Consider the following 19,372-nt stretch of genomic DNA (forward strand, 5'->3'; position numbering starts at 1 on the left):
AGCGGAAGAAGGGGACAACCTGCGCCAGATCAAACGGCCGGCGCAGGCAAGATGTGGAATACAGCGGCGATTACTGCGGGAACAGCTCTTCGCGGGTGACGGTGGCCGTGCCCAGCTTGCCGACGACGATGCCGCCGGCCCGGTTGGCCGTACGCACAGCGTCTCCCAGGCCCATGCCGGCGCCCAGCATGGCCGCCATGGTGGCGATCACCGTATCACCCGCGCCCGAGACGTCGAATACTTCGCGCGCATCGGTAGGCATGTGCAACACCTCATCGGCCGTGTACAGGCTCATGCCCTCTTCCGAGCGGGTCAGCAGCAAGGCTTCCAGGCCCAGTTGCGCGCGCACCTGCTGCGCGCGCTCCGTCAATTGCTCTTCCGTATTCCAGTTACCGATCACGCGGCGCAATTCGGACTTGTTCGGAGTGAGTACTGACGCTCCTGCATAACGGCTGAAATCATCACCTTTCGGGTCGACCATGACGATCTTGCCGGCGGCCCTGGCAGCCTTGATCATCTCGGCCACATTCACCAGGCTGCCTTTGGCATAGTCCGACAGGATCACCACGTCGTAGTGCGGCAGCAGCGCATTGAATTGCTTGAGCTTGTCGCGCAGCACCGTATCGCTGGGTGCATCCTCGAAGTCGATACGCAGCATCTGCTGCTGGCGGCCGATCACGCGCAGCTTGATGATGGTGGAAATGGCCGCGTCGCGCTGCAGATAGCTGTGGATGCCGCCCCCCTCAAGCAGGCGCTCGACCTGGCTGCCGGCCTCGTCGTCTCCGACCACGCCCAGCAGGCTCGTCTTCGCTCCCAGCGCGGCGGCGTTGCGTGCCACGTTGGCAGCGCCGCCTAGGCGCTCCTCGCGCTTCTCGATGCGCACGATGGGCACCGGTGCTTCCGGTGAAATACGGCTGACGTCGCCGAACCAGTAACGATCCAGCATCACATCGCCCACCACCAGCAGGCGCACCTGGGCCAGCGCGGCCGGCGCCGTCAAGGCTGCCACCTCGTGGGCGCTCATGCGCGTGTCAGGATCGAGCGACCGATCCCGTGGTATTCGATGCCATTCTCGGCCATGACGGCCGGCTCGAACAGGTTGCGTCCGTCAAAGATCACGGCCTGCTTCAGGCGCGCCTTGACCTGCTCGAAATCGGGACTGCGGAAGGCTTTCCATTCGGTCACGATGACCAGCGCATCGGCGTCCTGCAGCGCATCCTTCGAACTGTCGGCAAAGCGCACCCTTGCCAGTTGCTCCGGCGTCAAGTCCAGTTGCAGCACGCGGCGTGCCTCGGCCATCGCGACGGGGTCGTACACGGCCACCGTGGCGCCGCGACCGAGCAAGTCGGCCAGCAGGACGCGAGCCGACGCTTCGCGCATGTCGTCTGTATTCGGCTTGAAGGCCAGTCCCCACACGGCGAAATGCCGGCCCGTCAGATCTTCGCCGAAGCGAGTGACCACTTTGCGCCCCAGCACCTGCTTCTGCTGGTCGTTGACGGCTTCGACGGCACGCAGGATCAGCAACTCCTGCCCGTAACCGCGTGCCGTGCGCTCGAGCGCCTGCACGTCTTTCGGGAAGCAGGAACCGCCATAGCCGCAGCCCGCGTACAGGAAGCTGTGGCCGATGCGCGGGTCGGAACCGATGCCGTGGCGCACGGCCTCGATATCGACACCCACCTTGTCGGCCAGGTTCGCCAGTTCATTCATGAAGGAAATACGCGTAGCCAGCATGGCGTTCGCCGCATACTTCGTGAATTCGGCCGAGCGCACATCCATCCAGTACGTGCGCTCGTGGTTGCGGTTGAACGGCGCGTACAGGATTTTCAGCAATTCGCGCGCGCGCTCGCCATCCGGTGTGGCATCGACGCCGATGACGATGCGGTCCGGTCGCATGAAGTCTTCGACAGCCGCGCCTTCCTTGAGGAATTCCGGGTTCGACGCCACCGAGAACGTGGCGGCAACGCCACGCGCGTCCAGTTCGCCCTGGATGGCGGCACGCACTTTTTCGGCCGTACCAACGGGCACGGTGGACTTGTCGACGATGACCTTGAAGTCCTTCATGTACTTGCCGATGCCGCGCGCGGCCGCCAGCACGTATTGCAGGTCGGCCGAGCCGTCTTCATCGGGCGGCGTGCCGACGGCGATGAATTGCATCACGCCGTGCGCGGCGGCGGCCTCGACGTCGGTGGAAAAGGTCATGCGGCCGGCGGCACGGTTGCGCGCCACGACTTCTTCCAGCCCCGGTTCATGGATGGGGATGCCGCCGCTGTTGAGCAAGGCTACCTTCTGTGCGTCCAGGTCGAGGCAAAAAACATCGTTGCCCAGCTCCGCCAGGCAGGCGCCCGTCACGAGGCCCACATAGCCCGTGCCGATAATGGTGATTTTCATGGTTGTGCCGTATTTCTGAAATATAGGTGTTACATACGAGTACACGCCACGTTGCGCGGGGCAAGGTGGCGTGTACGATTGATCAGTTCATGACATTCAATTCTTCCGTGCGGCGTGGCGGGTAGGTTTCCCACTTGTTGCAGCCCGGGCAATGCCAGTAGAACTGGCGTGCCTTGAAGCCGCAGTGGCTGCACTGGTAGCGGGCCAGCTTCTGCGTGTAGCCATGCACGAGGTTCTTCACCATCGACAGCTCGGACCAGATGGCGGCCGGCGCATCCATCATGCGCGCCTCGAGCAATTTGTCCAGGCCCAGCAAGGTCGGCGTGCGGCGCAGCTCGGCGCTGACCAGCTGCTTCGCCGCTTCCACGCCGTCGAGTTCGATGACAGCCTTGAAGACGACTTCGATCAGGTCGATCGACGACGCCTCTTCCAGGTAGGAGCGCAGCAGATTGACGCCTTCCTGCGCACGCCCCACCTTGGTGTAGCCATCCATCAGGCGCTGCGCCACCAGGGCCACGTGCGGCACACTTTGCTGCTCCACGCGGCGCCAGGTGGTCAGCGCGCCTTCCACGTCGCCACGCGCCAGCAGCACGTCGCCCGTCAGGATGGTGGCGCGCACGCTCTTGCGGTCTGTCAGCAGGGCTTTTTCCAGCAACGGCATGGCGTCGTCCGGCTTCATGTGCACCAGCGCGTCATGCGCCAGTTCGCAATAAAACTGGGCGATTTCCTTCTGGCGCGCGCCGGCGCCCGCTTCCTGCAAGCCCACGGCCGCTTCGATGGCGCGCGGCCATTCCTTTTCGCGCTGGTAGATTTCCAGCAGCGCGCGGCGCGCCTGGGCCGCATATTGCGTGTCGATCAGGCTATTGAAGGTTTCTTCGGCGCGGTCCAGCAAGCCCGCCTTCAGGTAATCCATGCCCAGCTCGTAGGCGGCATGGCCTTGCTGTTCCACCGGCAAGTCCGGGCGCGCCAGCAGGTTCTGGTGCACGCGGATGGCGCGCTCCGTCTCGCCGCGGCGGCGGAACAGGTTGCCCAGTGCAAAGTGCATATCGGCCGATTCCGGGTCCAGCTTGACGACTTCGATGAAGGCATCGATGGCCTTGTCATGCTGTTCGTTAAGCAGAAAATTCAAGCCCTTGAAGTAATTGCGCGGCAGGCTGCGCGATTCGGACACCAGTTGATGAATGTCAACACGCGCGGCAATCCAGCCCAACGCGAAAAACACCGGGATACCCAAGAGCCACCAGAGTTCAAAATCCATGCGATTGTTTTTATTCGAGTAAGAGAGATAGGAGCGATGGCGCCGCTTACTGCGCGCTCACGCTGTCCGGTTGCGGTTGGACATTGCTGGCCACGCCAACGGTTTGCAGCGCGGCAATGGTGGTTTTTTGCTTGCTTGCTTCGCGGCGGTGACGAAACACGGTCGGCGTCAGGGCCAGGACGCCCAGGCTGGCGCCGGCGACAAAAAAGCCCAGCAGCATCAGGACCAGGGGGCCGCGAATTTCATAATTGAGGAAAACATGCAGGTCGACAACCTGCGCATTCTTCAGCGCAAAACTGAAGAACAGGACGAAAAGAACACAGCCAACGATGGTGGAGATGATTTTCATCGATACGTCCAGAAAGTACAAAAAATGCCCGTATGGCACAACCTTGGAATGCCTGGCAGAAGCGTAGCGAGCGTCAGTGATTTGTGGCCAAGAAGCGCAACCGTACTTGAGTACGGTGAGCATCGCAGGCCGCAAAGCGCGACGCGCAGTAGCTTATGTCAGGTATTCTCAGCATATTAACAAAAAAAAGCGGCATCCAAGGACGCCGCTCTTTATGTCGCCTTCCAGCAGACGATTAATCCTCGATAATCGGTTGCCCGACCATCGCGTCCACCCGCTCGCGCAACTGTTTGCCCGGTTTGAAGTGGGGTACCCGTTTTTCAGGAACCATCACCTTGTCGCCGGATTTCGGGTTGCGACCGATGCGCGGGGGCCTGCTGTTCAGGGCAAAACTGCCAAAACCGCGGATCTCGATACGCTGACCGGTCGCCAGGGCGTTGGTCATCGCATCGAGAATGGTCTTGACGGCATACTCCGCATCTTTCGCCACCAGCTGAGAATAACGCTCAGCGAGGCGGTTGATCAGCTCGGACTTTGTCATCTGCCGTATCCGCAGTCTTAGTTCTTGTTATCGAACTTAGCTTTCAACAAGGCGCCCAGGCTGGTGGTGCCCGAAGCTGCGTTGTTGTCGGTAGCTGCCATCTTCTGCATGGCTTCCTGGGTTTCAACATTGTCTTTCGCTTTGATCGACAGTTGGATACCACGGGCTTTGCGGTCGATGTTCAACACCATTGCTTCGACGGTATCGCCGACTTTCAGGTGCGTACCAGCATCTTCAACGCGGTCGCGCGAGATTTCGGAAGCGCGCAGGTAGCCTTCAACTTCTTCGGACAGTTGGATCACGGCGCCTTTAGGCTCAACCGATTTAACGGTACCGGTTACCAGCGAGCCTTTGTCGTTCATGGCTGCGAAGTTGTTGAATGGGTCACCTTCCAGTTGCTTGACGCCCAGGGAAACGCGCTCGCGCTCAACGTCGATGGCCAGAACGATGGCTTCCAGTTCGTCACCTTTCTTGAAGCGACGCACGGCTTCTTCGCCGGTTTCGGTCCAGGACAGGTCGGACAGGTGCACCAGACCGTCGATGTTGCCGGCCAGGCCGATGAACACGCCGAAGTCGGTGATCGATTTGATCGCGCCGCGGACTTTATCGCCCTTCTTGTGGGTAACGCCAAAGTCATCCCAAGGGTTGGCTTTGCACTGTTTCATACCCAGCGAGATACGACGACGCTCTTCGTCGATTTCCAGAACCATCACTTCTACTTCGTCGCCCAGTTGGACAACTTTGTTAGGAGCAACGTTTTTGTTCGTCCAGTCCATTTCGGAAACGTGTACCAGACCTTCGATACCCTGTTCCACTTCCACGAATGCGCCGTAGTCGGTCAGGTTCGTTACTTTACCGAACAGACGGGTGCTTTGTGGGTAACGACGGGACAGACCGGTCCAAGGATCGTCGCCCAGTTGTTTCACGCCCAGCGAAACACGGTTTTTCTCTTGATCGTATTTCAGGACTTTGGCGGTGATTTCCTGGCCAACCGTCAGTACTTCCGACGGGTGACGTACACGGCGCCATGCCAGGTCGGTGATGTGCAGCAAGCCATCGATACCGCCCAGATCCACGAACGCGCCGTAGTCGGTGATATTTTTGACGACGCCGGTCACGACCGTGCCTTCTTTCAGCGTTTCCATCAGTTTCTGACGCTCTTCGCCCATCGAAGCTTCGATGACGGCGCGGCGGGACAGAACCACGTTGTTACGCTTGCGGTCCAGTTTGATGACCTTGAATTCGAGGGTTTTGCCTTCGAATGGGGTGGTGTCTTTGACAGGACGGGTATCAACCAGCGAGCCCGGCAGGAATGCGCGGATGCCGTTGGTCAACACGGTCAGACCGCCTTTGACTTTACCATTGACGGTACCGACGACGATTTCGCCCGATTCCATCGCTTTTTCCAGAGCCAGCCACGAAGCCAGACGCTTGGCTTTATCGCGCGACAGGATGGTATCGCCGAAACCATTTTCCAGCGATTCGATCGCCACGGAAACGAAGTCACCAACTTTGACTTCCAGTTCGCCGTGGTCGTTCTTGAATTCTTCGACAGGGATGAATGCTTCGGATTTGAGGCCAGCGTTCACGATCACGAAATTGTGGTCGAGGCGCACGACTTCAGCGGAAATAACTTCGCCGGAGCGCATATCTTGACGCGACAACGATTCCTCGAAGAGCGCAGCAAAACTTTCCATACCGGTAGATTCGTTAGTTGTAACAGTAGACATAGGGTTCACACAAGTTAACCAGCAGAGATCGCACCATGCGACTTAAACTGGGTTAGGTTTTTGACACACCCGGACTGGCCAGGGGCCGTCACGGGCACCACATAGCAAAAAGACGCTATTTTGTTACGGCGGCATACCATTTCAACACGGTTTCAACGGCAACATCTGCCGTCATTTCCGACGTATCGAGGACATGCGCCCCTTCCGCGGGGACCAGCGGCGCAATCGCACGGTGAGTATCACGTTCGTCCCGCGCCTGCAAATCCATCAGAAGGTCTTCCATATTAGCAGAAAAACCCTTGTCTATCAATTGCTTGTAGCGCCGTTGCGCGCGCGCCTCGACGCTGGCCGTGAGGAATACCTTCAATGGGGCATGCGGAAAGATCACCGTGCCCATGTCGCGCCCGTCGGCCACCAGGCCCGGCGTCTTGCGAAAACCCAGCTGCAAGCCCACCAGCGCATGCCGAACGGTTGGCAAAACTGCAATTTTCGACGCCGTGTTGCCCACTTCTTCGGCACGGATCTGCTCGGTAACGTTTTCCTGCGCCAGCAGGATTTCGCCGCCTGCAAAATGGCAGGGCAAGTGCTCGGCCAGCTTGGCCAGCGCATGCTCGTCGCGCAAGTCCGTGCCGCGGCGCAGCGCCGTCAGGGCCGTCAGGCGGTACAGCGCGCCCGAATCCAGGTAATGAAAGCCCAGCTTGTCGGCCACGCGGTGCGCCACCGTGCCCTTGCCAGAAGCGGTGGGTCCGTCGATGGCGATGACTGGAATGTTGGAGGTTGACATAGTGTTAAAAAATTAATTAAATCAAGGTATCTTTGGCAATCCCCGCGAATGCGGCGAAATACTCGGGGAAGGTCTTGGCCACGCATTTCGGGTCATTAATACGCATTTCATTGCCACGGCGCGCGGCGCCGTCCAGCGAGGCGAGCGAGAAGCACATGGCCATGCGGTGGTCGTCATACGTGTCGATGGTGGCGGCAAGAATCTGTGCCGGCGGCGTCACGCGCAGGTAGTCAGCACCCTCTTCCACTTCCGCGCCCAGCTTGCGCAACTCTGTTGCCATGGCGGCCAGGCGGTCCGTTTCCTTCACCCTCCAGCTGGCGATATTGCGCAAGGTCGAAGTACCATCTGCGTACAGGGCGGCCACGGCGATCGTCATGGCCGCGTCGGGAATGTGGTTGAAATCCATGTCGACGGCTTTCAGGACGCCGTTCGAGCGGGCTTCGATCCAGTTCTCGCCCATGGTGATGGTAGCGCCCATCTGCTGCAAGGCTTCGACGAAGCGCACGTCGCCCTGGATGCTGTCGCGTCCCACGCCTTCCACGCGCACGGGACCGCCGCCGATGGCGCCGGCCGCCAGGAAATACGAGGCCGACGAAGCGTCGCCTTCGACATGAATGGTGCCCGGGCTTTGATATTGCTGGCCCGGCTGCACGGTGAACGACTGCCAGCCGTCGTGCTCGACCGTCACGCCGAAACGGCGCATCAGGTTCAGCGTAATCTCGATATACGGCTTCGAGATCAACTCGCCCGTTACGGCGATGGTCACCGCATGGTCGCGCGCCATCAGCGGCGCCACCATCAGGAGGGCCGTCAGGAACTGGCTCGACACATTGCCGCGCACGGCGATGCGCTGGGCGTGGATGTGGCCACGGCGGATGCGCAGCGGTGGGAAACCCTGCTCGCCCGTGTATTCAATCTGCGTGCCGACGGCGTTCAGCGCGTCGACCAGGTCGCCGATGGGGCGCTCGTGCATGCGCGACACGCCGTGCAGGGTATAGTCGCCGCCGATGACGGCCAGCGCCGCCGTCAGCGGGCGGATCGCCGTGCCGGCGTTCCCCATGAACAGGTCGGCCTCGTGATGAGGGAAGACGCCGCCGCAGCCTTCCACGTGGTGCACCTGGTGGGCCGTGGCCGGGTCGCCCGTCATGTCATCCTGCGTCCATTTGACGCCCAGCGAAGTCAGTGCCGTGAGCATGACGAAGGTGTCGTCGGAGGCGAGCAAGTCGATGATTTTCGTCGTGCCCTTGGCCAGCGCGGCCAGCAGCAGCACGCGGTTGGAAATGCTTTTCGAGCCGGGCAAACGCACCGTGCCTTCGGCGTGCATCACCGGTTTCAGATCGATATGGTGGGGATAGTGCTTGGTCTGGGTCATGCTGGAATCCTTGAGTATTTATTGTGCGGGCACGGCAGGAATTTCCGCCGTTTCAATCGCCTCGATCCATTGCTGCCGCGCGTGCTGGGCGTTCGCATACACGCCCTCGATGGCGGCGCCGTCGTTGGCCGCCAGGTGTGCGCGCAAGGTGGTCAACTGCGCCAGGTAGGCATCCAGTTCCTGCAGCAGCGCCGGCTGGTTGGCCAGGCTGATGTCGCGCCACATTTCCGGCGATGAGCCGGCGATGCGCGTAAAGTCGCGAAAGCCGCTGGCCGCGTATTGAAACAGCAGGCCCGCGTGGGACTTTTTGGCGATGTCGTCGACCAGCGCAAAGGCCAGCAAATGCGGCAGATGGCTGACGGCGGCAAACACCTTGTCATGTTCTTCGGGGCTCAAGTTGCGCAGGATGGCGCCGCAGGCACGCCACGCGGCCGCCACCCGTTCCACATCGGCGGCGCTATTTTCTGCCAGAGGCGTGAGCACCACTTTCTTGCCTTGATACAGATCGATGATGGCCGCGTCAGGCCCGTTCGTCTCGCGTCCCGCGATCGGGTGGCCGGGCACGAATTGCGCCACCTTGCCACCGAGCGCTGCGCGCGCGGCCACCACTACGTCGCTTTTCGTGCTGCCCGCATCGGTGACGATGGTGCCCGGTTGTAAATGCGGCGCGATGGACGCCAGAATGGCGCCCGTCTGCGCCACGGGCGCGGCCAGCAGCACCAGGTCGGCGCCGGCAATGGCTTGCGCCATGTCGCCGCCGATCTCGTCGATGATGCCAAGCTCCAGGGCGCGCGCCATCGATGCCGGCGAGCGGCCCATGCCGACCACCTTGGTCACCGCGCCCGCATGCTTCATGGCGCGCGCGAACGAGCCGCCGATCAGGCCTACGCCAAAGATTACTACCTTGTTCAATGCAGGCGTCGTCATATCGTCAGGCCAGCGCTTTCGTCAGCGCGGCGATGAAGATGGCGTTTTCCTGCGGCAGGCCGATGGAAATACGCAGCCATTGCGGCAAGCCGTAGCTGCCCACGGGGCGCACGATCACGCCCTGTTTCAGCAGCGCCAGGTTGACTCTGACGCCGGCGCCGTCGTCATCGCCCACTTTCACCAGCACGAAATTGCCGTGCGACGGCACGAATTCCAGGCCCAGCTGCGTGAACGCCTCCGTAAACTGCTGGTAGCCGGCCGCATTGTTGCGCGCGCTTTGCTCCAGGAATGCCTTGTCGTTCAGGGCAGCGATGGCGGCGGCCTGCGCCAGCGAATTGACATTGAACGGCTGGCGGATGCGGTTCATCAAATCCGTCAGCACCGGCTGGGCAATGGCGAAGCCGATGCGCAGGCCGGCCAGGCCGTAAGCCTTCGACAAAGTGCGCGAGACAACCAGGTTCGGATATTGGCGCACCCAGGCCGTCGATTCGTACTGGTCGTCGGCCGACAGGAATTCGTTGTAGGCCTCATCGAGCACCACCACCACGTGCTGCGGCACCTTCTGCAGGAACGCTTCGAGCTGCGCTGCGGTCAGGAAGGTGCCGGTCGGATTGTTCGGGTTGGCGATGAAGATCAAACGCGTATCGTCGGCAATCGCCGCCGCCATGGCGTCGAGGTCATGGCCGTAAGCTTGCGCCGGCACGACGATGTGGCGCGCGCCCAGGCCTTGCGTGGCCAGCGCGTACACGGCGAACGAATACTGCGAGTACACCACGGATTGGCCATGCTGCACGAAGGCGTGCGCGGCGATTTCCAGGATGTCGTTGCTGCCGTTGCCCAAAGTGATCCAGTCTGCCGGCACGTCATAGCGCTTCGACAGCACGGCTTTCAAGTCAAAGCCGTTGGCATCCGGGTAGCGGCCCAGGTCATCGATGGCGGCGATCATTGCCTGCTTGGCCGATTCCGGCATGCCGTACGGGTTTTCATTCGATGCCAGCTTGACGATGGCTGCCTCATCGAGGCCGAATTCACGCGCGACTTCCGCGATCGGTTTGCCGCTCTGGTAAGGGGCGATGGCGCGGACGTATTCTGGACCGATATTTTTAGACATGGTGTTCTTTAAAAGTTGGTGAATGATTAGGCTGGTGGCTGTTGTTGGGTTACGCTGCGCTAACCCAAGCTACGGCTTATTGTAGGTCGGATTAGGCTGCAAGCCGTAATCCGACACCACCGTCGGCGTCACAGACTGACCGGATACGACCCCAGCACCTTGAAAAACGCCGCATTGCCTTGCAACTCGGCCAGCGCCTGAGCGACGGCAGGGTCGTGCACATGGCCCTCCACGTCGACATAGAAATAATACTCCCAGCTGCCCATGCGCGCCGGGCGCGACTCGAAGCGCGTCATCGACACGCCATGCTTCGCCAGCGGCGCCAGCAACTGGTACACGGCGCCCGCCTTGTTCGGCACGGCCAGCACCAGTGACGTCTGGTCCTTGCCCGACGGCGCCGTCTGCAAGGTCCCTACGACGGCAAAGCGCGTGCGGTTGTGCGGGTCGTCCTGGATATGGCCCTTGACCACGCCCAGCTTGTACTGCGCGCCCGCCAGTTCGCTGGCGATTGCCGCCACCGTGCCATCTTCTCCGGCCATACGGGCCGCTTCGGCGTTCGAGGCCACGGCGTGGCGCGCGATGTGGGGGTAATTCTGGTTCAGCCACACCTGGCACTGCGCCAGCGCCTGCGAATGGGCGCAGATGGACGTCACGCCGTCCATGTTGCCGCTCTTCGTCATCAGGCTGTGGTGCACGGCAATGGCGACTTCACCACTGATGATGAGGCTAGTCTGCAGCATCATGTCGAGCGTGCGGTTGACGGCGCCTTCCGAGGAATTTTCGATCGGCACCACGCCGAAATCCGCCGTTCCCGCCTCGGCGGAGCGGAACACTTCGTCGATGGACGCGCACGGCAAGCCTTCGACGGCGCTGCCGAACTGCTGATAGACAGCCTGTTCGCTGAAGGTGCCGGCGGGGCCCAGGTAGGCGACGGTGACGCGTTTTTCCAGCGAGCGGCAGGACGACATGATTTCGCGGAAGATAGTCTGCACTTCGCGGTCGCCCATGGGGCCGGGATTGCGCTCGGCGACGCCGCGCAGCACCTGCGCTTCGCGCTCGGGGCGGAACACGGGCGCCTGCGTTTCGGCCTTCACGTGACCCACTTGCTGGGCGATTTGCGCGCGGCGGTTCAGCAGTTCGAGGATTTGCGCGTCGATCGCATCGATCTGTTCGCGCAGCGGTTTCAATTTATCAGTCATGGTTGTTTGTTTCGTCAGCTGTACTTCAATCATGGCCGCACGGCCTGCGCCGGCGGCGGGCCGGCGCGCTTATTCATGAGAATACCGGACAAAATGATCAGGGCCAGGCGTGTTGCCGCTGGCAGTACGAATGTACGACAAGGCAATGCAACAACGCCCTGGACTTTTTGGCAGGCATTCTAGCGTCCGGCAAACTCGTTCAAATAATTGACCAGGGCTTGCACGCCCTCGATCGGCATCGCGTTATAGATCGATGCACGCATGCCGCCGACGGACTTGTGGCCCTTCAGTTGCAGCAGGCCGCGCTGTTTCGCGCCGGCCAGGAATGCGTCGTTCAAGCTTTCGTCGCGCAGATAGAACGGGATGGTCATGCGCGAGCGGTATGCGGGGTCGACCCGGTTCTGGTAGAAATCATCCGCATCGAGCGCTGCGTACAGCAGCGCCGCTTTGTCAATATTACGCTGTTCCATGGCTGCCACGCCACCTTGGCGTTTGAGCCACTGGAAAACCAGGCCGGCGATATAGATGCCGTAGGTGGGCGGCGTGTTGTACATCGATTCATGTTCGGCCACGATGGTCCAGTCGAAAGCGGACGGGCAGATCGGCAGCGCCTTGCCCAGCAAATCTTCGCGCACGATGACCAGGGTCAGGCCAGCCGGGCCGATATTCTTTTGCGCGCCGCCAAAAATGACGCCATATTGCGATACGTCAATGACACGCGACAAAATGTGCGAGGACATATCGGCCACGATGGTGGTCCCTGCTGGCACATTCGGCGCTTGCTGGAATTCCACGCCATCGATGGTTTCATTCGTGCAGATGTGCAGATAGGCAGCGCCCGGCGTGAGCTTCCACTCGGAGACCGGCGGCACGCCCGTGAAACGGGCGGCCTTGGAGGACGCGGCCACATTGACGTTGGCGTACTTGGCCGCTTCCTGGATCGACTTGCCCGACCACGAGCCCGTGTGCACGAAGTCGATGGTGGCCGGCTGCTGCGCAGCCAGGCCCACCAGGTTCATGGGGATGATGGCGTTCTCGCCCAGACCACCACCCTGCAGGAACAGAATCTTGTAGTTCTCGGGTACCGCCAGCAGTTCGCGCAGGTCGGCCACCGCCTGCTTGTAGATGGAAATGAATTCGGGACCACGGTGGCTCATTTCCATCACCGACATGCCGCTGCCATGCCAGTCCTGCATTTCCGCAGCCGCCTGGGCCAGCACTTCCTTGGGCAGGACGGCGGGGCCGGCGGAGAAATTGTAGATATGGGTCACGATACGGTCCTTGGAAAAATGGAGTTATTGGGGCGACTGCGTGGCCGCCCGCATGACTTGCTCAAGCACGGCATTCACGCGGGGGATCAGCACGCGCTGGCTGATGGCCATCGACTCGGCCGACAGTTGCGGCATCGTGGCCAGCATCTTGCGTCCCAGCGGCGACTTGTAGAAGGCCGTCAGCTGCTCAACTTCCTGCACCGTGTAAAAACGCGCGTACAGGGGCACCATTTCGGCGCTCAGATCGTCGATCAGGGTCGGGTCGGCCAGTACCTGCGTCAGGGTGGCGATGGCGACGGGGATTTCCTCCTCGGCGCTGGCCAGCGCGCGCGCCTTGCGCTGCTCGTCCAGCTTCGGGTTGCTGCTGATTTGCTGCTGCGCCGACTGGCGGATCATGGCGGGCACCGATTGCAGCATCTGGTCGAAGATGCTGCGCGTAAGCTGCGGGAACTGCATCGCGTCGAGCATGCGCCGCACGGCCACTTTCATGGCGGGACTGGGCGCGGCCTGGCGGGCGGGCGTGGCTTGCGCGCTCTGGGCCAGGGCCGGCAGGGTTGCAAGGAAGGCCAGCGAAAACGCGGCGAAGAAGGTGGCGACGATTTTTCTCATGGCATGCGGGACTTTACAAAAGCGGGGGAACTACCTGGGGGTAGGCAGGCTGGCGCCGCACATGGCACGCCAATAGCAATTGGGGCTCCCGAAAGAGCCCCAATCATCTTACTCCGGCTGGGCCGGATCAACAGGATCGGCTGGTTCAGCCGCTGCCGGCGCAGCCGCGGCCTCCAGGCCCGCCTCCGTCGTCAGCTCGACTTCGTCGATATCCGTCTCGACCACGCGCTGCAGGCCGGACAGCTTGGTACCGTCTTCCACGGCGATCAGGGTCACGCCCTGCGTCGCGCGGCCCATCTCGCGGATTTCCGACACGCGAGTGCGGATCAGGACGCCACCGGTGGTGATCAGCATGATTTCATCGCTGGTATCGACCAGGGTCGCGGCAACCACTTTACCGTTGCGCTCGCTGGTCTGGATGGCGATCATGCCCTTCGTGCCACGGCCATGGCGCGTGTACTCGGTGATCGGCGTACGCTTGCCGTAGCCGTTTTCCGTGGCCGTCAGCACCGACTGCTGCTCGTTCTCGGCCACCAGCAGGGCGATCACGTGCTGGCCCTCTTCCAGGTTCATGCCGCGCACGCCGCGCGCCGTGCGACCCATCGGACGCACATCGTTTTCGTCGAAGCGCACTGCCTTGCCCGAATCGGAGAACAGCATCACGTCGTGCTGGCCATCGGTCAGCGCCGCGCCGATCAGGAAGTCGCCATCGTCCAGGTCGACCGCGATGATGCCGGCCTTGCGTGGGTTGCTGAAGTCCTTCAGTGGCGTTTTCTTGACGGTGCCCAGGCTGGTCGACATGAAGACGTAATGGTCTTCCGGGAACGTGCGGTTCTCGCCCGACAGCGGCAGGATCACGGTGATCTTTTCGTTGTCTTGCAGCGGGAACATGTTGACGATCGGCTTGCCGCGCGAATTGCGCGAGCCTTGCGGCACTTCCCACACCTTCAACCAGTACATGCGGCCACGATCCGAGAAGCACAGGATGTAGTCGTGCGTGTTGGCGATGAACAGCTGGTCAATCCAGTCTTCCTCTTTGGTCGCCATGGCCTGCTTGCCGCGTCCGCCGCGCTTCTGTGCGCGGTATTCGGAAATCGGCTGCGCCTTCATGTAACCGGTGTGCGACAGGGTCACGACCATGTCTTGCGGCGTAATCAGGTCTTCCGTTTCCAGGTCGGTGGCATTGAGCTCGATCTGCGAGCGGCGCACGTCCTTGTTGCCGGCGCCGTATTCGTTCTTCGCCGCCGTCATTTCATCGGTGATGATGACGGTCACGCGTTCCGGCTTGGCCAGGATGTCGAGCAAGTCGGCGATATGTTCCATCACGTCCTTGTACTCGTTGACGATCTTGTCCTGCTCCAGGCCAGTCAGGCGCTGCAGGCGCATCTGCAAAATTTCCTGCGCCTGGTCGTCCGACAGCTTGTACAGGCCATCCGTCTGCATGCCGTAGTGCTTCGGCAGGTTTTCCGGACGGTAAGCATCGATGCCGCCCGGCGTCGTGCCGTCGCCCGTGCGGGCCAGCATTTCGCGCACGACGGATGAATCCCAGGCCTTGGCCATCAGCTCGACCTTGGCGATCGGCGGCGTCGGCGCGGCCTTGATGATGGCGATGAAGTCATCGATATTGGCCAGCGCGACAGCCAGGCCTTCGAGTACGTGGCCCCGTTCGCGCGCCTTGCGCAGTTCGAACACGGTACGGCGCGTGACCACTTCGCGGCGGTGCGACAGGAAGCATTGCAGCATCTGCTTGAGGTTCAGCAGCTTCGGCTGACCATCGACCAGGGCCACCATGTTCATGCCGAAGGTATCTTGCAACTGGGTCTGCTTGTACAGGTTGTTCAGCACCACTTCCGGCACTTCACCCCGTTTCAGCTCGATCACCACGCGCATACCCGACTTGTCGGATTCATCGCGGATGTCGGAAATGCCGTCGAGCTTCTTGTCGCGCACGTTCTCGGCGATGCGTTCCAGCAAGGATTTCTTGTTGACCTGGAATGGCAGCTCGTCGACGATGATGGCGATGCGGCCGCCATCCTTGCCGTATTCTTCGAAGTGGGTCTTGGCGCGCATCACCACGCGGCCGCGGCCGGTGCGATAGCCGTCGCGCACGCCCGACACGCCATAGATGATGCCGGCAGTAGGGAAATCGGGAGCGGGAATGAGCTCGATCAATTCATCGATCGTGCATTCCGGGTTGCGCAGCACGTGCAGCGCGCCATCGATGACTTCGGTAATATTGTGTGGCGGAATGTTCGTCGCCATGCCGACCGCGATACCGGACGAGCCATTGATCAGCAGGTTCGGGATCCGCGTCGGCAAGACCGTCGGTTCCTTTTCCTTGCCATCGTAGTTGGGCTGGAAGTCGACGGTATCCTTGTCGATATCGGCCAGCAGCTCACCGGCGATCTTGTCCAGGCGGCACTCGGTATAACGCATCGCCGCGGCGCCATCGCCGTCGACGGAACCGAAGTTGCCCTGGCCATCGACGAGCATGTAGCGCAGCGAAAAATCTTGCGCCATGCGCACCAGTGTGTCGTAGATCGATGCATCGCCGTGGGGATGGTATTTACCCATGGTTTCGCCGACCACGCGGGCGCACTTGACGTAAGGGCGGTTCCACACGTTATTCATTTCATGCATCGCGAACAAGACGCGGCGGTGCACTGGCTTCAAGCCATCACGCGCATCGGGCAAGGCGCGACCGACGATCACGCTCATGGCGTAATCGAGGTAGCTCTTGCGCATCTCTTCTTCGAGGGAAATAGGAATTGTTTCTTTTGCGAATTGATCCATTGGCGGTTCGACTGATCTCAGGCTGTGGTTAACTTATCTGTTACGCAATGTATGACGCAATACTGCATATCCTAGGCGGCTGTCGTCGTGGACGCCGCACCGCGCGCTGCTGGCGCGGCCCGGCTTCCATGTCGCAGAGTGCCCGGGCAAATCAGCGGGCGGGCGGCGCGGCCGGTACCTGTACCGCAGGGGTACTTGCAGGCCATGCAGTGCCGCCGTGGGCATTTGCTCGACACTCTTAACAGTCAAGCGCACGATTTTAGCATGCGCGCCCAGCTACCTGTACAAATTGGCCATGCCGACAATATTGTCAGATTGCACCAGGGCCGTGCACGCCAGCCTGCCGATAATGCACACTGGCAATATCAGTTCAAGACGGCTGCCCTTCAAAGTGGCAAAAAAAACGATCAATTGTTACAGATGCGTTACAAACGGGCATTTTCGTTGCGCAAAAACAACGCGCGGTCTAAAATCGGGCAAGCTTTGATTTAACCACGGCCGTGCGCCCCTGATGCGTGTGGCAAAATGACTGGGAAGTTAATTGCTAGTTTCGCAATCTGAAACGAGCGCATATGGTCTACATGATAAAATCTTGGCACGTAGCACCAGTAGCGCAGTGTTGTTCTGCGGATATCACCCCCCGAAAGGAAAAAAGAATGAATAAATTTGTAACGCTGTTTTTCGCTGCATCCGCAGTGATTGCTGGCTCGGCTTCGGCCCAAACCCCAACCTCCCCACCATTCGCGCCAGTTACCACTGACATCAAAGCACCAAGCCCAAAAAGCGCTTACGTGCAAGATGCCCGCGGCGTGATCGTGCGCGATCCATTCGGTCTGTGCTGGCGCACCGGCTACTGGACACCTGCTGACGCGGTGCCAGGTTGCGACGTGCCACTGTGCGTTGAGCCAGAAACCCTGCAAGACGGCAAATGCGTAGCTCCACCAGCGCCAGTCGTACCAGCACCTGCACCAGCACCTGTCGTACCAGTACCAGTCGTCGTTGCTCCTACCTCGGAAAAAGTCAGCTTCGCTGCTGATGCATTCTTCGATTTCGACAAAGCTACGCTGAAGCCAGAAGGCAAAGCCAAGCTGGACGAGCTGTCCGCACAACTGGGTGGCATCAACCTGGAAGTCATCATCGCTGTGGGTCACACCGATTCCGTCGGCACCGATGCTTACAACCAAAAACTGTCGGTACGTCGTGCTGATGCTGTCAAAGCCTACCTGGTCACCAAAGGCGTTGAAAGCAACCGCGTGTACACCGAAGGCAAAGGCGAAAAACAACCTGTTGCTGATAACAAAACTGCCGAAGGCCGTGCGAAAAACCGTCGCGTGGAAATCGAAGTTGTTGGTACCCGCAACAAGTAATAGCTGATCCCCTGGACTTGCCGCAAGTCATCGCGCAAGTCAAGGACAGCATGAAAAACCCCGCCTTGGCGGGGTTTTTTTTCGTCCGTGGCTGCCCAATTGTAAAATTGCCGCTATCATTCGACCTATGAACGCCGACCCTCTTGAAATCCAAAAATTCAGTGAGCTGGCCCACCGCTGGTGGGACCCCACTTCCGAGTTTCGTCCCTTGCACGAAATTAACCCCCTGCGCCTGGAATGGATCAACGCGAAAGTGCCGCTGGCCGGCAAGCGCGTGATCGACATCGGCTGCGGAGGCGGCATCCTGGCCGAATCGATGGCCCGCAAGGGTGCCGACGTGACGGGCATCGACCTGTCCGACAAGGCCTTGAAAGTTGCCGACCTGCACAGCCTGGAATCGGGTGCCAAGGTGCGCTACAAGCTGATCGCCGCCGAAGCCATGGCCGAGGAAGAGCCGGGCCAGTACGACGTTGTGACCTGCATGGAAATGCTCGAGCACGTGCCGGACCCCGCCGCCATCGTCAAGGCCTGCGCCACCCTGGTCAAGCCGGGCGGCCACGTCTTCCTGTCGACCCTGAACCGCAACCCGAAAGCGTATCTGTTCGCCATCCTGGGCGCCGAATACATCCTGCGCCTGCTGCCGAAAGGCACGCACGATTATGACAAATTCATCACCCCGGCAGAACTGTCGCAATACACGCGCAGCGCTGGCCTGGATCTCAACAGCATGCGCGGCATGGGCTACAATCCGCTGACCAAGATTTACTCACTTAATAGCGATACCAGCGTCAATTATTTGGTGGCCTGCACCCGGTCGCTGTAACCATCACGCACAATACAAGGCGGCTGCGGCCGCCATTTTTCATTCTTACTTGACACACTTTGCCCGCCATGATTACAGACCAACTGCCAGCCCCGCGCGCCATCCTGTTCGACCTCGACGGCACCCTGGCCGACACCGCGCCCGACCTGGCAGCGGCCATCAATCTATTGCGCGAGCGCGCCGGCCTGGCGCCGACCCCGTATGACATCCTGCGCCCCACCGCCTCGGCCGGCGCGCGCGGCATGATAGGCGCGTCCTATGGCGTCCAGCCTGGCGAAAGCGGCTACGAAGCGCTGAAAGACGGCTTCCTGAACAATTACGAAGCAGCCCTGGCCGTGGAAAGCCGTTTATTCGACGGCATCCCTGCCCTGCTCGACGGCTTGCAAGCACTGGGCCTGGCCTGGGGCGTGGTCACCAACAAGGCCGCCCGCTTCACCGACCCGCTGGTGGGCCAGATCGGCCTGGGCGCCGCCGGCTGCGTGATCTCGGGCGACACCATGGCCCACCCGAAACCGCACCCCGCCCCCCTGCTGGAAGCGGCGCGCCGCCTGGACCTGGCGCCAGCAGATTGCTGGTACGTGGGCGACGACCTGCGCGACATCCAGGCCGGCCGCGCCGCCGGCATGCGCACGGTAGCCTGCGCCTGGGGCTACTGCGGCCCTGTCGAGCCGCAGCACTGGAACGCCGACCATTTGCTGGACACGCCGCAAGCCTTGCTGGAACTGGTCAGCGCGGTGGTAAAGGCGGCGCAGGCGCGGCAACTGGCGGCGTAAATCAGCCGCCGCTTGATCTGACGCGCCAACTCACGAATGCATCATGCAAGAGTGTGAACTTTGCGCTACAATGAAGG

General features: G+C 61.1%; 18 protein-coding genes. 4 read left to right on the forward strand and 14 right to left on the reverse strand.

Annotated features, from left to right (window positions below; all coding sequences use genetic code 11):
• Window positions 1–70 precede the first annotated feature (70 nt).
• From rfaE1 to gyrA, 14 genes are all read right to left on the reverse strand, one after another.
• Entirely contained in the window at window positions 71–1,024 is a 954-nt protein-coding gene (gene rfaE1 / locus C8C89_RS25070) for a D-glycero-beta-D-manno-heptose-7-phosphate kinase (protein ID WP_101484249.1), read from the reverse strand.
• On the reverse strand, window positions 1,021–2,388 hold the full coding sequence (locus C8C89_RS25075; protein WP_133993791.1) for a UDP-glucose/GDP-mannose dehydrogenase family protein: 1,368 nt from the start codon (window positions 2,386–2,388) through the stop codon (window positions 1,021–1,023). The genes rfaE1 and C8C89_RS25075 overlap by 4 nt, the downstream gene beginning before the upstream one ends.
• Window positions 2,389–2,470: 82 nt before the next feature.
• The gene (gene lapB / locus C8C89_RS25080; protein ID WP_101484247.1) at window positions 2,471–3,646 is read right to left on the reverse strand and encodes a lipopolysaccharide assembly protein LapB; all 1,176 of its coding nucleotides are present in this window, start codon (window positions 3,644–3,646) and stop codon (window positions 2,471–2,473) included.
• A gap of 46 nt (window positions 3,647–3,692) precedes the next feature.
• Window positions 3,693–3,995, reverse strand: a complete 303-nt coding sequence (locus C8C89_RS25085; RefSeq protein ID WP_077400759.1) for a LapA family protein — start codon at window positions 3,993–3,995, stop codon at window positions 3,693–3,695.
• 235 nt (window positions 3,996–4,230) lie between these two features.
• Window positions 4,231–4,536, reverse strand: a complete 306-nt coding sequence (locus C8C89_RS25090) for an integration host factor subunit beta (RefSeq protein WP_008446215.1) — start codon at window positions 4,534–4,536, stop codon at window positions 4,231–4,233.
• 17 nt (window positions 4,537–4,553) lie between these two features.
• Window positions 4,554–6,266 carry a 30S ribosomal protein S1 gene (gene rpsA, locus C8C89_RS25095; RefSeq protein WP_071650172.1) on the reverse strand — a complete coding sequence of 571 codons (1,713 nt, stop codon included), beginning with the start codon at window positions 6,264–6,266 and terminating at the stop codon, window positions 4,554–4,556.
• 115 nt (window positions 6,267–6,381) lie between these two features.
• Window positions 6,382–7,050, reverse strand: a complete 669-nt coding sequence (cmk, locus tag C8C89_RS25100; RefSeq protein ID WP_101484246.1) for a (d)CMP kinase — start codon at window positions 7,048–7,050, stop codon at window positions 6,382–6,384.
• A gap of 16 nt (window positions 7,051–7,066) precedes the next feature.
• Entirely contained in the window at window positions 7,067–8,422 is a 1,356-nt protein-coding gene (aroA, locus tag C8C89_RS25105) for a 3-phosphoshikimate 1-carboxyvinyltransferase (protein ID WP_133993793.1), read from the reverse strand.
• A gap of 18 nt (window positions 8,423–8,440) precedes the next feature.
• Window positions 8,441–9,349: a prephenate dehydrogenase/arogenate dehydrogenase family protein gene (locus tag C8C89_RS25110; RefSeq protein WP_133993795.1), complete on the reverse strand. Its 909-nt coding sequence runs from the start codon at window positions 9,347–9,349 to the stop codon at window positions 8,441–8,443.
• A 4-nt stretch (window positions 9,350–9,353) separates the two neighbouring features.
• Window positions 9,354–10,460, reverse strand: a complete 1,107-nt coding sequence (hisC, locus tag C8C89_RS25115; RefSeq protein WP_133993797.1) for a histidinol-phosphate transaminase — start codon at window positions 10,458–10,460, stop codon at window positions 9,354–9,356.
• Window positions 10,461–10,588: 128 nt separating this feature from the next.
• On the reverse strand, window positions 10,589–11,659 hold the full coding sequence (pheA, locus tag C8C89_RS25120; RefSeq protein WP_101484904.1) for a prephenate dehydratase: 1,071 nt from the start codon (window positions 11,657–11,659) through the stop codon (window positions 10,589–10,591).
• A 179-nt stretch (window positions 11,660–11,838) separates the two neighbouring features.
• Window positions 11,839–12,930 (reverse strand): 3-phosphoserine/phosphohydroxythreonine transaminase, encoded by a 1,092-nt coding sequence (serC, locus tag C8C89_RS25125; protein WP_133993799.1) that lies wholly within the window; start codon window positions 12,928–12,930, stop codon window positions 11,839–11,841.
• Window positions 12,931–12,954: 24 nt separating this feature from the next.
• Entirely contained in the window at window positions 12,955–13,539 is a 585-nt protein-coding gene (locus tag C8C89_RS25130) for a DUF2059 domain-containing protein (RefSeq protein ID WP_133993801.1), read from the reverse strand.
• Between the two features lie 108 nt (window positions 13,540–13,647).
• Complete coding sequence (gyrA, locus tag C8C89_RS25135) at window positions 13,648–16,332, reverse strand: DNA gyrase subunit A (RefSeq protein ID WP_101484240.1); 2,685 nt, start codon at window positions 16,330–16,332, stop codon at window positions 13,648–13,650.
• Window positions 16,333–16,596: 264 nt separating this feature from the next.
• On the opposite strand from gyrA, the gene C8C89_RS25140 reads away from it, so the two are divergent.
• The 4 genes from C8C89_RS25140 (at window position 16,597) to C8C89_RS25155 (ending at window position 19,295) form a co-directional block, all read left to right on the forward strand.
• Window positions 16,597–16,824: a hypothetical protein gene (locus C8C89_RS25140; protein WP_133993803.1), complete on the forward strand. Its 228-nt coding sequence runs from the start codon at window positions 16,597–16,599 to the stop codon at window positions 16,822–16,824.
• Window positions 16,825–16,988: 164 nt separating this feature from the next.
• Window positions 16,989–17,699 (forward strand): outer membrane protein OmpA, encoded by a 711-nt coding sequence (ompA, locus tag C8C89_RS25145; RefSeq protein ID WP_035825645.1) that lies wholly within the window; start codon window positions 16,989–16,991, stop codon window positions 17,697–17,699.
• Window positions 17,700–17,826: 127 nt separating this feature from the next.
• Complete coding sequence (gene ubiG / locus C8C89_RS25150; protein WP_133993805.1) at window positions 17,827–18,522, forward strand: bifunctional 2-polyprenyl-6-hydroxyphenol methylase/3-demethylubiquinol 3-O-methyltransferase UbiG; 696 nt, start codon at window positions 17,827–17,829, stop codon at window positions 18,520–18,522.
• 68 nt (window positions 18,523–18,590) lie between these two features.
• Window positions 18,591–19,295 carry an HAD-IA family hydrolase gene (locus tag C8C89_RS25155; RefSeq protein ID WP_133993807.1) on the forward strand — a complete coding sequence of 235 codons (705 nt, stop codon included), beginning with the start codon at window positions 18,591–18,593 and terminating at the stop codon, window positions 19,293–19,295.
• Window positions 19,296–19,372 lie beyond the last annotated feature (77 nt).

Source organism: Janthinobacterium sp. 75, from assembly GCF_004365495.1.
Taxonomy (GTDB): Bacteria; Pseudomonadota; Gammaproteobacteria; order Burkholderiales; family Burkholderiaceae_D; genus Janthinobacterium.

Coding starts and splice junctions, on each gene's coding strand:
- rfaE1 (WP_101484249.1), bottom strand. CDS start 1,024: ATGAGCGCCCACGAGGTGGCAGCCTTGACGGCGCCGGCCGCGCTGGCC.
- C8C89_RS25075 (WP_133993791.1), bottom strand. CDS start 2,388: ATGAAAATCACCATTATCGGCACGGGCTATGTGGGCCTCGTGACGGGC.
- lapB (WP_101484247.1), bottom strand. CDS start 3,646: ATGGATTTTGAACTCTGGTGGCTCTTGGGTATCCCGGTGTTTTTCGCG.
- C8C89_RS25085 (WP_077400759.1), bottom strand. CDS start 3,995: ATGAAAATCATCTCCACCATCGTTGGCTGTGTTCTTTTCGTCCTGTTC.
- C8C89_RS25090 (WP_008446215.1), bottom strand. CDS start 4,536: ATGACAAAGTCCGAGCTGATCAACCGCCTCGCTGAGCGTTATTCTCAG.
- rpsA (WP_071650172.1), bottom strand. CDS start 6,266: ATGTCTACTGTTACAACTAACGAATCTACCGGTATGGAAAGTTTTGCT.
- cmk (WP_101484246.1), bottom strand. CDS start 7,050: ATGTCAACCTCCAACATTCCAGTCATCGCCATCGACGGACCCACCGCT.
- aroA (WP_133993793.1), bottom strand. CDS start 8,422: ATGACCCAGACCAAGCACTATCCCCACCATATCGATCTGAAACCGGTG.
- C8C89_RS25110 (WP_133993795.1), bottom strand. CDS start 9,349: ATGACGACGCCTGCATTGAACAAGGTAGTAATCTTTGGCGTAGGCCTG.
- hisC (WP_133993797.1), bottom strand. CDS start 10,460: ATGTCTAAAAATATCGGTCCAGAATACGTCCGCGCCATCGCCCCTTAC.
- pheA (WP_101484904.1), bottom strand. CDS start 11,659: ATGACTGATAAATTGAAACCGCTGCGCGAACAGATCGATGCGATCGAC.
- C8C89_RS25130 (WP_133993801.1), bottom strand. CDS start 13,539: ATGAGAAAAATCGTCGCCACCTTCTTCGCCGCGTTTTCGCTGGCCTTC.
- gyrA (WP_101484240.1), bottom strand. CDS start 16,332: ATGGATCAATTCGCAAAAGAAACAATTCCTATTTCCCTCGAAGAAGAG.
- C8C89_RS25140 (WP_133993803.1), top strand. CDS start 16,597: ATGCGCGCCCAGCTACCTGTACAAATTGGCCATGCCGACAATATTGTC.
- ompA (WP_035825645.1), top strand. CDS start 16,989: ATGAATAAATTTGTAACGCTGTTTTTCGCTGCATCCGCAGTGATTGCT.
- ubiG (WP_133993805.1), top strand. CDS start 17,827: ATGAACGCCGACCCTCTTGAAATCCAAAAATTCAGTGAGCTGGCCCAC.
- C8C89_RS25155 (WP_133993807.1), top strand. CDS start 18,591: ATGATTACAGACCAACTGCCAGCCCCGCGCGCCATCCTGTTCGACCTC.